Raw genomic sequence first — 12,484 nt, 5'->3', positions numbered from 1 at the left:
AATTGCTTATCCATACTCTTGCGATAAGTATCCAAGACAAAATTTAAAGTAAAAAAAACGCTACCTAAGTAGCGTTATTATTCGATAAGACAAAATCAATTATTTTGCTTTTTGATTTTTCATTGCATCAAAGAAGCTATCGTTGGTTTTACTCAAGCCTAACTTATCGATCATGAATTCAGTTGCGCCAATTTCACCCATAGGATGAACAATCTTACGCAGGATCCACATACGCTGTAATTCGTCAGACTTAGTCAATAACTCTTCACGACGAGTACCAGAGCGAGTGATATCAATCGCAGGATAAACACGTTTTTCAGCTAACTTACGATTTAGATGAATTTCAGAGTTACCTGTACCTTTAAATTCTTCATAGATAACTTCATCCATTTTAGAACCCGTATCGATAAGTGCAGTAGCAAGGATAGTTAAACTACCACCTTCTTCTACATTACGAGCAGCACCAAAGAAACGCTTAGGACGATGTAATGCATTAGCATCAACACCACCTGTTAGTACTTTACCTGAGCTTGGAATAACGGTGTTATAAGCACGTGCGAGACGTGTAATTGAATCCAGTAAAATAACCACGTCTTTTTTATGTTCAACAAGACGTTTTGCTTTTTCGATAACCATTTCAGCAACTTGAACGTGTCGACTAGCAGGCTCATCAAATGTTGATGCCACTACTTCACCACGTACTAAGCGACGCATTTCAGTTACTTCTTCTGGGCGCTCATCGATTAATAAAACAATCAGTTCAGCTTCAGGATAATTAATTGAAATACTTTGCGCGATATTTTGTAGCAACATCGTTTTACCGGCTTTTGGCGGTGCCACGATCAAACCACGTTGACCTTTACCAATCGGTGAAACTAAATCTAAAATACGTGCAGTAATATCTTCAGTACTACCACTACCATTCTCTAAACGGAAACGCTCATCTGGATGGATAGGAGTTAAGTTTTCAAATAAGATTTTATTACGGGAGCTTTCTGGTTTGTCGAAATTGACTTGCATAATTTTCAGCAATGCAAAATAACGTTCGCCTTCTTTAGGCGGTCTTATTTTACCTTCAACACTGTCACCAGTTCGTAAATTGAAACGACGAATTTGACTAGGAGAAATGTAGATATCATCTGGGCCAGCTAAATAAGAGCTGTCAGAGCTACGTAAGAAGCCAAAACCATCTTGTAAAATTTCTAAAACACCAGCACCGAAAATATCAGCACCACTTTTAGCATGGGCTTTTAATATTGCGAAGATAATATCTTGTTTTCTAAGGCGGGCTAAATTTTCAAGCCCCATAGAACTTCCAAGCTCAACAAGCTCAGGAACGGGAGTATTTTTTAATTCGGTTAGATTCATAATTCTTTTGATGTTTTAATATGGATTAAATGGGTAGATAACGTGTGTTTGAATAGCTTAAATATGAATTGCTCATAATTTGAGCGTAAAGGTAGCATTAATAATTGGAACTGTCCAGAATGAAGATTAAGCTAGATTAACTTAACCTCATTCTGAGTAGAGTATTTAAACGTTAGCGTCTAAAAACTCTGTAAGTTGTGATTTAGAAAGTGCGCCAACCTTAGTTGCAGCCACTTTTCCATCTTTAAATAATAATAAAGTTGGGATACCACGAATACCAAATTTTGGTGGTGTTTCACTGTTTTGATCGATGTTTAATTTACCAACAGTTACTTTCCCTGCATATTCAACAGCGACTTCACTTAAAATTGGTGCAATCATTTTACAAGGACCACACCATTCAGCCCAAAAGTCCACTAAAACAGGACCAGCTGCATTTACAACGTCAGTGTCAAAACTTGCATCACTTAAAGTTACGATATTTTCGCTCATTTTTATCTCCAGAAAAGATTTACTAGTAGAAAGTTATTATAACATGCTCACTGGTAAAATATATTTTTTGATATTTGAATCGATCTCAATATTTATTGCAAGTATAAACTGCTATGCTCTGCAAATGAATAAAACACACCTAACTCAAACAAAATTTTCAGACTTGCCTCTAGAGCCAAGTCTACTTTCAGGTTTAACTGCTATAGGTTTTGAATACTGTACGCCGATTCAAGCTTTGTCACTGCCAATTACCTTACAAGGTAAAGATATTGCAGGCCAAGCTCAGACGGGTACAGGCAAAACTTTGGCATTTCTACCTGCCGTTTTCCATCACCTATTAACTAACGATGTACCTGAAAATCGCCGTAAGAACCAACCTAGGGCTATTATTCTAGCACCTACACGTGAACTTGCGATTCAAATACATAAAGATGCAATTACTCTTTCAGAGTCAACTTCTTTACGCCTTGGTTTAGCATATGGGGGCGAGAAAGTTGAAATTCAACAAAATAAACTAGAAAAAGGCGTTGATATCTTAATTGGCACTACGGGGCGTATCATCGACTTCGTTAAACAAGGTGTCATTAACTTAGATTCGATACAAAGTGTTGTCCTAGATGAAGCAGATCGTATGTTCGATTTGGGCTTTATTAAAGATATTCGTTATTTATTCCGTCGTATGCCAGCCGCTGATAAGCGTTTAAACCTATTATTTTCTGCTACCTTGTCACACAAAGTACAAGAGCTTGCATTTGAACATATGAACAGCCCAGAGCATGTTCAAATTGAACCTGAAGTGATGACTTCAGCTAATATCACTGAAGAACTATTTTACCCATCAAACGAAGATAAAATGTTGTTATTACTTAGTTTAATGGAAGATGAATGGCCAGAAAAAGCGATTGTTTTCGCTAATACTAAACATGCTTGTGAAAAAGTATGGGGATATTTAGCGGGTGACGGTCACCGTGCAGGCCTATTAACTGGCGATGTACCGCAGAAAAAACGTGAGCATATTCTCGAACAATTCACTCAAGGTGATGTGGATATTCTGATCGCAACGGATGTTGCAGCACGTGGTTTACACATCCCAAAAGTATCACACGTTTTTAACTTTGACTTACCCGATGACTGTGAAGATTATGTTCATCGAATTGGTCGAACTGGCCGTGCGGGTGAAAAAGGATTAGCGATAAGTTTAGCCTGTGAAAAATATGTGTTTAATTTACCTGCCATTGAAGAGTATATTAAGCATAATATTCCGGTTAGCGAATACGATAAAGACTCACTATTAGATTCTTTACCAGTGATGAAAGTAACTAAATATAAAGTTCATCCAAATAATCGCAAAGACAACTATCATAGGTCACATAAAAGATAATATGGCAACAGCGCGTTATACCATTATTGATTTAGGCTCGAACAGTTTCCACATGCTTACAGTCACCAAACAAGCTAATGGTTTTAACGTCGTCTCAAAGCATAAGCAAAAAGTACGCTTAGCTGCCGGATTAAATGGGCAAAAACAACTTGATTTAGCCACCATGGAAAAAGGTTGGGCTTGCCTACAAGACTTCAGACTATTGTTGGATGAGATTCAACCTGTCTGTATTCTCATTACTGCCACCGCAGCCCTGCGTATTGCTACTAATAAACAACTTTTCTTAAATACTGCACAAGATATTCTCAATCACCCTATTAATCTTATTTCAGGTATTCAAGAAGCTGAAACGATTTTTAAAGGCGTTTCTTTTACTGAAAAAACTGAAAAAGAACTGTTAGTGATCGACATTGGTGGCGCAAGTACTGAGTTGGTATTAGGAAAAGGTAACCACATTCATGTCGCTAATAGTTTGGATATTGGCTGTGTTACTTGGTTAAATCATTATTTTGCTGACGGTTTGTTAAGTGAATATAATTTTAATAATGCAATAAATGCAGCAAAGCAGGTGATTTCAACTGTCAAATCACAATATACAACACACCAATGGCAACTAACGTTAGGCGCATCAGGCACTATTCAAGCGGTTAATGAAGTCAATCAAGTACAGCACTTAAGCCAAGAGTTGTCGTTACAACTGCTACACAACATTAAACAACAATGTATACAATGCCACACCATACAAGGCCTGAATATTATTGGCTTAGAAGAATCTAGAATGCCTGTTTTTGCTAGTGGGTTAGCTATTTTAATCGCACTATTTGAATCCTTGAATATTCGGTCAATGCATCTTTCCAATGGCGCACTTCGTGAAGGTTTAATCAGTATGATGTTTAATGGACAAACGCATTTTTAAGCAAATGTGAACACCCTTTTTTGCTAAGCAGGATTTACTTTTATTGGTCTAGTGAGTTGTTAACTAGCAACCTCAATACGCTTCATTCGATACAAAGCTAAATTCCACGTCATATTAAAAATTAGTATTAAAAAGACCAATGTTAAAACTAAAGTTAAAAACCTATGTTAAAAATCAACATTAAAATTAAAGTTAAAAACCGTGTTAAAAATAAATATTTAAGGTAAAAATCATCTCTGATCATTACAATATTGTTTAATGATTTGATATGACTATTAGAGCCAACTCACGGTTCAAACAGTCTTTTCTGTCATCATGTTTTACATCATAGACACTATGCTAGATTATTCATTCATGAATGTATGAAGTGCGAAGCTGAAATATAATTGAAACTTAGTTGCAACATAGTCTCATCAGCGCTTTGCTTATCCTGAGTAGAAATACATTAATCAAAGGGTCATCAATCGTACGCTATGAATAAAATGTTAAGTTATTAATGAGGATTTATAATGGAATACCTACAACGATTTGTCCTACTTTCATTAATACTTTTTATTTCGGCCTGTTCAACGCTTAAGGTTGACACTAAAACGACCGCTTTTTATCAACAGAATTACAATAGCTCAGGTAACATATTTGTAGTGTCTGCGGATATTGATAAAAACAACTCATTAGAGTTTGCGAATTATAAAAAGAAAATTGAAACCCAACTCGCAATGGTGGGTTATTCAATTGTAAACAATGCAAACGCAGCCCAATACATAGCTATTGTCGCCTATGGAATAGACAATGGTAAAACCTCCGTTGTGCTAACACCCATTTTTGGCCCCTATGCCTTTTATACAGATGAAGATGACAAGCGAAGCGCCTTTCCTGGTCGTCGTTATGTCATGCCGCAATACGCAGCAACCAGTAAACCTGCTAACTTAATTACGCTGTACACTATTTCTTTTGCATTAGACATTGTCGAAGCTGAATCTTTAAAACCTAGTTCCACATCTGTCGCCAACAAAAATCAAGCAAAGAAAGTCTATGAATCACGAGTGAAAAGCATCGGAGAGTGCGATGTTATTGCAGGTGTATTCGATCAATTATTAGCCGCTATGTTTAAAGACTTCCCAGGAGAAAATGGCAAAACAAAAGCCCAAACTATTCGTTATGAGGGCGAATGTTAATTTTTACTTAAACAAGTACAAAAATAATAAAAGTGAAAAGTAACATTATATCTACACTTGAATTTGAAAATTTTAGTTTTAAGTTTTAAGTTTTAAGTTTTGCAGTTTAACGCTGTGCGATTTTCTTCACTCTCACCTAACCTACAACAAGAGAGGACAATTTAAAACCACCTAGAGCGGCATAGACTACCTAAAATTATAGTTCTCGGGCAAAATAGATAAGAGCGTATGAATGTTAATAAACTTTGGTATTTAAACAACGACATCAATCAATACGTCTCCCCTGCACACATTAAAACCTTTCTCTTTCATTTGTTGAAATGGCTTAAATAACTCAAGCCCCTTTAAAATGCGCACATTCGAACATTATTTAACCGAGTAATAGATCAATCATTTAATTAATCACTCACCTCCCCAATAAGCAAAAATAGTAGATTAACCTCTAAAAAACCAAATTAAATCAGCAAAAAAGCGCCCAAAATCACTAAATAAATAATTTAAGCTTTACATCCACGCAACAACCCTCACCTCAGAAAGCGCATAAAAAAGCTCGATTTAGAACAAAACGCGACCGAACGCTCAAAAAATGATTGAAAATGTAGCTAATTTGTTAATCATAAGTATCTTTGCTTACATCAAAACACATTCACACATTGAGATAAGGGAAGGGGTTAAAATGAGTAAACAACATTCATTACTAGGCCAATGTATTGCAGAGTTTATAGGTACAGGGCTATTAATATTTTTTGGTGTAGGATGCGTTGCTGCGCTAGTATTAGCCGGTGCAAGTTTTGGCCAATGGGAAATTAGCATCATGTGGGGTATGGGAGTGGCAATTGCTATTTACTGTACAGCGGGAGTATCAGGTGCACATATTAATCCAGCAGTAACAATCGCACTGGCTATATTTCATGGTTTTGATAAACAGAAAGTATTACCGTATGTTATCTCACAACTGTTAGGTGCATTTTGTTCAGCAGCATTGATCTACGCTCTTTACAGCAACCTGTTTACTGATTATGAAATCGCACATGGTTTCTTGCGCAGCAGTGAAGCGGCTTTGTCTACCGCAGGTATTTTCTCAACTTATCCACATCCATCATTATCTATATTTGGTGCATTCTCTGTTGAATTTGTAATCACGGCAGTACTAATGTTCGTAATTTTAGCATTAGGTGATGAAAACAATGGCGCACCTCGTGGCGCACTAAACCCTGTATTGATCGGTGTTTTAATTGCCGTCATTGGTGGTTCTTTAGGCCCGCTAACGGGCTTTGCGATGAACCCTGCGCGTGACTTCGGACCAAAATTATTTGCTTATTTAGCAGGATGGGATTTTGCATTAAGCGGAGCTAAAGACATACCGTACTTTATAGTGCCTATCTTAGGTCCAATCTGCGGTGCTTGTTTTGGTGCATGGGTATACCCGAAAGTAATCTCTCCCTACCTACCAGAAACAGGGCATGGTTGCACTATTCCAAATGAATGTGATTAAAAAACAATAAAATACAAATAGGTAAAGATCAAAACCTTTACATAGATAACTATAAAATTTTTAAAGAGTGATTATATTACTCAAACCAACTGAAAAAAGGAAAAATATAATGACAGATAAAAAATATATTGTTGCGCTGGACTCAGGTACAACTAGCTCTCGCGCAGTAATTCTTGACCACGATGCCAACATTGTCAGTGTTTCCCAGCGTGAATTCACACAAATTTATCCACATTCAGGCTGGGTTGAGCATGACCCTATGGAAATTTATGCGACACAAAGTGGCGTACTAACTGAAGCATTAGCAAAAGCAAGTATTAGCAGTGATCAAGTCGCAGGTATTGGTATCACTAACCAACGTGAAACTGCAATTGTATGGAACAAAGAAACAGGTAAGCCAGTTTATAATGCGATTGTTTGGCAATGTCGTCGTACAGCGGCTATTTGTGAAGAATTAAAAGCACAAGGGTTAGAAGAATACGTGCGTGAAAACACAGGCTTAATGCTTGACCCTTACTTCTCAGGTACCAAAATAAAATGGATTTTGGACAATGTAGAGGGTGCTCGTGAAGATGCTGAAGCTGGAAAATTATTATTTGGTACCGTTGATACTTGGTTAATTTGGAAAATGACACAGGGTAAAGTACATGTAACGGACTACACCAACGCATCACGTACGATGTTATTCAACATCAACACATTAGAATGGGATGAGAAACTATTAAAAGATTTCGGCATTCCAAGATCCATGATGGCTGAAGTGAAAAGCTCTTCAGAAGTTTACGGTAAAACGAACATTGGTGGTAAAGGTGGAACTCGTATTCCTATTGCCGGTATTGCTGGGGACCAACAGGCAGCATTGTACGGACACATGTGTGTAGAAAAAGGCCAAGCAAAAAACACTTACGGCACAGGTTGTTTCTTGTTAATGAATACAGGTAAAGAGAAAATAACATCAGCAAATGGCCTATTAACAACAATAGCTTGTGGTCCTAGAGGTGAAGCAGCTTACGCACTGGAAGGTGCAGTATTCATGGGTGGCGCTTCAATCCAATGGTTACGTGATGAACTGAAGTTAATCTCGGATGCAAAAGATTCTGAATACTTTGCAACTAAAGTTGACTCTTCTAACGGCGTTTATGTAGTCCCTGCCTTTACAGGTTTAGGCGCACCATATTGGGACCCGTATGCTCGAGGAACAATCGTAGGTTTAAATCGAGGCACTAATTCTAACCATATTATTCGAGCAACATTAGAAAGTATTGCTTATCAAACACGTGATGTGCTTGACGCAATGCAAGCAGATTCAAAGATCCAGCTAGCTTCATTACGAGTTGATGGTGGTGCAGTAGCAAATAACTTCTTAATGCAGTTCCAATCTGATGTACTAAATACTGCGGTTCATCGCCCTGCAGTTACTGAAGTAACAGCGCTGGGTGCAGCCTACCTTGCAGGTATTGCTGTTGGTTTCTGGGATGGTTTAGAAGAGCTAAAAGATAAAGCAACTATAGAACGTTCATTTGAACCTAAAGCCGTGCAAGAAAAACGTCAGCAACGTTACAACGGTTGGAAACGAGCAATCAAATGTGCCATGGTATGGGCTGATCTTCACAACGAAAACAACGAAGAGACACCATAAGTCACACATATAAAGTTGATTTTATTAATGAGAAAATTGACTAATTAACAATAAAAAGAGCATCTTAGGATGCTCTTTTTGATATAAATCCCCTCTTCCCTTTTCAAAAGGGCATCATTACACGCAACAAAAGACGATTTATTTCTAATTCGAAAATAAAGCGTTGCCTAGCACTCATAAATTTTGTAATTTCTTGCTATTCACCGATGGCGCAGTAAACTTGTTTTATTGAATTTAGCCAGTAACGCAAGGAACAATATTCGTGAAGCAGACAACAAGACATAAGGAAATAATAAAACTCGTACAAAAAAATGGATATATCAGTACTGATAATCTAGTTGAACACTTCAACGTTAGCCCGCAAACCATTCGACGCGATCTTAACGAACTCGCAGACGAGAATAAAATACGCCGTCATCACGGTGGAGCAACAACACAACAAAGCTCTGTTAATACCGCTTATAGTGCTCGTAAAGTAATGCAATCACATGAAAAAGACTCCATTGCAGAGGCATTAGTCAAACACATTCCCGATGGCGCTACTTTATTTATTGATATTGGTACTACACCGGAATCAATTGCTAAAGAATTGGTCAAAAAACACAAGGATTTACGTGTTGTAACGAATAATATTAATGTTGCCGGTATTTTAATGGGTAATGAAGACTTTAAAGTCATTCTCGCCGGTGGCGAAGTACGCAACAAGGATGGTGGGATTGTCGGTGAGGCAACACTGGATTTCATTAAACAGTTTCGACTAGATTTTGGTATTCTCGGGATTAGTGGTATTGATTATGACGGTTCTTTATTAGACTTTGACTACCATGAAGTACGTGTTAAAAAAGCGATTATAGAGAATAGCCGCCGTATTTATTTGGCAGTAGATCATACTAAATTTGGCCGTAATGCGATGGTTAACTTAGGAAATATCAGCGAGTTAGATATGTTAATAACGGACCTTACACCGCCAGATGAAATTGTCGCCATCTTAAAAGAACATAACATTCCTTTGGAAGTAACTTCGTCTAAAGCCAAGCTTTAATAGGTCTAAAAACGACTTAATTTTATCCTTTTATAGGAAAGAATATAGGGAAAAAATAAAAGCACTTACAACATGCTAAGTGCTTTTCAGATTAGACTTTTTTCACATTAAACTTCATTGAGCATGCGAAAGACGCTCGATTTATTGTTTATCTAGCTTTAAAAAGTTAACCGCACGATCAGGGAAATCAGTGAAGACACCATCAACATTGGCTTTGTTGTAGAAAATATCTAATAAATCTTCAAAGTTTTCTGCATAAGCAGGAATTCTTCCTTCATCCAACCTGAAAGTATAAGGATGAACTTCCATACCAGCATCATGTGCATCCTTAACTAAAGAAGTGAATACAAGCTCATCTTTAGTGGACTCAGGAGCAACGACCATTGGCTTCCATGGACCCACACCATCAGCATATTCAGCAATCTTTTTCATTGCATCAGGTTTGAACATCCAATCATAATTATAAGGTTGCGCCTTACCATCTTGATATTCCATTGTCTCATTCCAGCTGGTTTCAGCCATCAATTGAACCAATTTAACATCCAAGCCTAATTCAGGTAATAGTTGCGTTTTAACACGCTTTAATTCATTCGCATCAAAGGATTGAAAATAAGCTAAGTCGGATTTTTTCGTATAACCATATTTTTTAAAGACCTTTAATACTGCTGCACTAATATCCTTACCTTCATGACGATGTAACCAAGGCGCTTTCACTTCAACATAAATACCTACATTGTTACCAGTGCTAGCATTCAAACCTTGAATCAATTCAATTTCATTTTCTAAAGTATGTACTTTGAACTGCGATTTCCAAAGAGGGAAGCGTTTAGGATAAACAGCCGTTGCTTTGCCATCTTTGATCTTAAAGGCTTCTGTCATATTTAGCTTTTTAATTTCATCCAAGGTGAAATCTATAGCGTAATAACGGCCATCTTCACGTTTACGATCTGGGTAAACATCAGCAACGTTAGTAACACCATCTAGATAATGATCATGTAAAATAACTAACGCGTTATCTTTAGTCATCACTACATCTTGTTCGATATAATCAACGCCCATAGCATAAGCCATAGATTTTGCTGCCATGCTGTGCTCAGGTAAGTAACCACTTGCACCACGATGGGCAACCACGATTTTATCTGCATAAGCACTGCTGATAATAGGTAGTGCTACAATTATTCCTAAGCATAATTTTTTAAAACGGGGTAATTTTGTAAACATCGTTTGATCCATCCTTATCATAAAATGTAACCGCTAAATAACGGCTGACTTATACCAACTTTATTAACTATTTGATCAATCATTGGGCAGGAAAAATGCTTCAATTTAAAGCAAAGGTTTAAAGCAAAGATTGCGCTAAACTGTTATTCCCTTTGCAAAACTTCTAACGCAGAAGTGAAGCATTCTAACCAACAAAAATGATCGGCTATTTAACAGTATTGGTATTATTACCAATCCTTAATGCAATTAAGCATTCATAGATTGCTATGGTTAAAAAAACAAACCCGTATTAGCGATGAACCAATACGGGTTTTAGTCTTAATTTCAATAAGTTAAGATTGTTTTAATTCATATGTATAACATTTAATTACATAGACTTAAACGGTTTTACTTTCTAAATCTAACTTACGTTGCTTATGGATCTTATTTTCGCCAAGCATAGCAAGCGTTAAGAAGAATATAGATAAACCACATGCAATTACGATGACTAAGAATCCACCATCCCAACCGAATATATCTACCGTGTAACCTAATAATGCATTAGCCGCTACCGCACCACCAAGGTAACCAAATAATCCAGTTAAACCAGCCGCTGTACCCGCTGCTTTTTTAGGCGCAAGTTCCAGCGCGTATAAACCGATTAACATAACAGGACCATAAATTAAGAAACCAATCGCAACTAAGGCAGCCATATCAACCATTGGATTACCAGCAGGGTTGAACCAATAAATTAACACAGCAATAGTTACTAATAGCATGAATAAAATACCAGCTGGTGCACGACGACCTTTAAATAATTTATCAGAAATTACACCGCACAATAACGTGCCAGGAATACCAGCCCACTCGTATAAAAAGTAAGCCCATGAAGATTTATCAACAGAGAACTCTTTTACTTCACTTAAATAAACAGGTGCCCAGTCAAGTACACCGTAACGAATTAAGTAAACAAATGCGTTGGCGATCGCGATAAACCATAATAATTTATTATTGAATACGTACTTAAAGAAGATTTCTTTTGCTGTCATCTCTTTTTCAAAAGACTCTGTATAGTTATCAGGGTAATCATCTTTGTATTCTTCGATGGCCGGTAAACCACAAGACTGTGGAGTATCTTTCATTGTTAAGAAAGTAAAAACAGCAACTAATAAAGCAAAGAAAGCTGGAACATAAAAAGCGGCACGCCAATCATCATTAAAAGCCCATAAGCCTAAAAGGAATAATGGACCAATTAACCCACCACCAACATTATGTGCAACATTCCAAACCGACACTATGCCACCACGTTCTTTATGCGACCACCAATGCACCATGGTTCGACCACAAGCAGGCCACCCCATTCCTTGGAACCATCCATTTAAGAATAAAAGGATAAACATAGCGGTAATACTGCTGGTTGCCCAAGGCATGAAACCAAAACACAGCATCACTAAAGCAGACATCATCAAACCGGCGCTCAAAAAATAACGAGGATTAGAACGATCTGAGATATTCCCCATTAAAAATTTAGATAACCCATAGGCAATAGAAACAGATGCCAGCGCAACCCCAAGATCACCGCGACTATAACCATATTCTTCAATCAAAAAAGGCATCGCCAAACTGAAGTTTTTACGTACTAAATAATAACCTGCGTAACCAATAAAGATACTTAAGAACAATTGCCAACGTAAGCGTTTGTACAATGGATCTACTTGGTTTTCAGGCAGGCGATCAATATGCGCCATTGGCCGAAAAATGTTTAACATAACGGGT

The 12,484-nt window shown here is 37.3% G+C and carries 10 protein-coding genes; 6 read left to right on the top strand and 4 right to left on the bottom strand.

The features are described 5' to 3' along the window. Window positions 1-99: 99 nt before the first annotated feature. Window positions 100-1,368 carry a transcription termination factor Rho gene (gene rho, locus MT391_RS14085; RefSeq protein ID WP_166372085.1) on the bottom strand — a complete coding sequence of 423 codons (1,269 nt, stop codon included), beginning with the start codon at window positions 1,366-1,368 and terminating at the stop codon, window positions 100-102. Window positions 1,369-1,533: 165 nt separating this feature from the next. Continuing rightward, a complete protein-coding gene (gene trxA / locus MT391_RS14080) occupies window positions 1,534-1,860 on the bottom strand; it encodes a thioredoxin TrxA (protein WP_025563658.1) in 327 nt (108 codons plus the stop codon). A gap of 124 nt (window positions 1,861-1,984) precedes the next feature. Here trxA and rhlB point away from each other — a divergent pair, with 124 nt between their 5' ends. The 6 genes from rhlB to MT391_RS14050 all read left to right on the top strand — a co-directional run bounded on the left by rhlB (window position 1,985) and on the right by MT391_RS14050 (window position 9,508). Continuing rightward, window positions 1,985-3,241 carry an ATP-dependent RNA helicase RhlB gene (rhlB, locus tag MT391_RS14075; RefSeq protein WP_166372084.1) on the top strand — a complete coding sequence of 419 codons (1,257 nt, stop codon included), beginning with the start codon at window positions 1,985-1,987 and terminating at the stop codon, window positions 3,239-3,241. Between the two features lies 1 nt (window position 3,242). Continuing rightward, window positions 3,243-4,157, top strand: a complete 915-nt coding sequence (locus MT391_RS14070; protein WP_499498644.1) for a Ppx/GppA phosphatase family protein — start codon at window positions 3,243-3,245, stop codon at window positions 4,155-4,157. 509 nt (window positions 4,158-4,666) lie between these two features. After that, entirely contained in the window at window positions 4,667-5,332 is a 666-nt protein-coding gene (locus MT391_RS14065; RefSeq protein ID WP_499441711.1) for a DUF4136 domain-containing protein, read from the top strand. A 676-nt stretch (window positions 5,333-6,008) separates the two neighbouring features. Next, entirely contained in the window at window positions 6,009-6,827 is an 819-nt protein-coding gene (locus tag MT391_RS14060) for an MIP/aquaporin family protein (RefSeq protein WP_499441713.1), read from the top strand. Window positions 6,828-6,936: 109 nt separating this feature from the next. After that, window positions 6,937-8,466: a glycerol kinase GlpK gene (glpK, locus tag MT391_RS14055; protein WP_499441715.1), complete on the top strand. Its 1,530-nt coding sequence runs from the start codon at window positions 6,937-6,939 to the stop codon at window positions 8,464-8,466. A 262-nt stretch (window positions 8,467-8,728) separates the two neighbouring features. Further along, window positions 8,729-9,508 (top strand): DeoR/GlpR family transcriptional regulator, encoded by a 780-nt coding sequence (locus tag MT391_RS14050; protein WP_499441716.1) that lies wholly within the window; start codon window positions 8,729-8,731, stop codon window positions 9,506-9,508. Window positions 9,509-9,649: 141 nt separating this feature from the next. On the opposite strand, the gene glpQ is transcribed toward MT391_RS14050, so the two are convergent. Both glpQ and glpT read right to left on the bottom strand, forming a co-directional pair. After that, on the bottom strand, window positions 9,650-10,729 hold the full coding sequence (gene glpQ / locus MT391_RS14045; RefSeq protein ID WP_499441718.1) for a glycerophosphodiester phosphodiesterase: 1,080 nt from the start codon (window positions 10,727-10,729) through the stop codon (window positions 9,650-9,652). A 377-nt stretch (window positions 10,730-11,106) separates the two neighbouring features. After that, window positions 11,107-12,477, bottom strand: coding sequence for a glycerol-3-phosphate transporter (glpT, locus tag MT391_RS14040; protein WP_499498642.1), 1,371 nt, complete (start codon window positions 12,475-12,477; stop codon window positions 11,107-11,109). Window positions 12,478-12,484 lie beyond the last annotated feature (7 nt).

Source organism: Vibrio sp. 1-Bac 57, from assembly GCF_037546855.1.
Lineage (GTDB): Bacteria > Pseudomonadota > Gammaproteobacteria > Enterobacterales > Psychromonadaceae > Psychromonas.
The sequence above is the reverse complement of the archived record's forward strand: the minus strand, read 5'-3'. Positions and strand labels throughout refer to the sequence as shown.

What these genes read in the sequence shown, in the direction of transcription:
- rho (WP_166372085.1), bottom strand. Translation starts at nt 1,368, where the DNA reads ATGAATCTAACCGAATTAAAAAATACTCCCGTTCCTGAGCTTGTTGAG.
- trxA (WP_025563658.1), bottom strand. Translation starts at nt 1,860, where the DNA reads ATGAGCGAAAATATCGTAACTTTAAGTGATGCAAGTTTTGACACTGAC.
- rhlB (WP_166372084.1), top strand. Translation starts at nt 1,985, where the DNA reads ATGAATAAAACACACCTAACTCAAACAAAATTTTCAGACTTGCCTCTA.
- MT391_RS14070 (WP_499498644.1), top strand. Translation starts at nt 3,243, where the DNA reads ATGGCAACAGCGCGTTATACCATTATTGATTTAGGCTCGAACAGTTTC.
- MT391_RS14065 (WP_499441711.1), top strand. Translation starts at nt 4,667, where the DNA reads ATGGAATACCTACAACGATTTGTCCTACTTTCATTAATACTTTTTATT.
- MT391_RS14060 (WP_499441713.1), top strand. Translation starts at nt 6,009, where the DNA reads ATGAGTAAACAACATTCATTACTAGGCCAATGTATTGCAGAGTTTATA.
- glpK (WP_499441715.1), top strand. Translation starts at nt 6,937, where the DNA reads ATGACAGATAAAAAATATATTGTTGCGCTGGACTCAGGTACAACTAGC.
- glpQ (WP_499441718.1), bottom strand. Translation starts at nt 10,729, where the DNA reads ATGTTTACAAAATTACCCCGTTTTAAAAAATTATGCTTAGGAATAATT.
- glpT (WP_499498642.1), bottom strand. Translation starts at nt 12,477, where the DNA reads ATGTTAAACATTTTTCGGCCAATGGCGCATATTGATCGCCTGCCTGAA.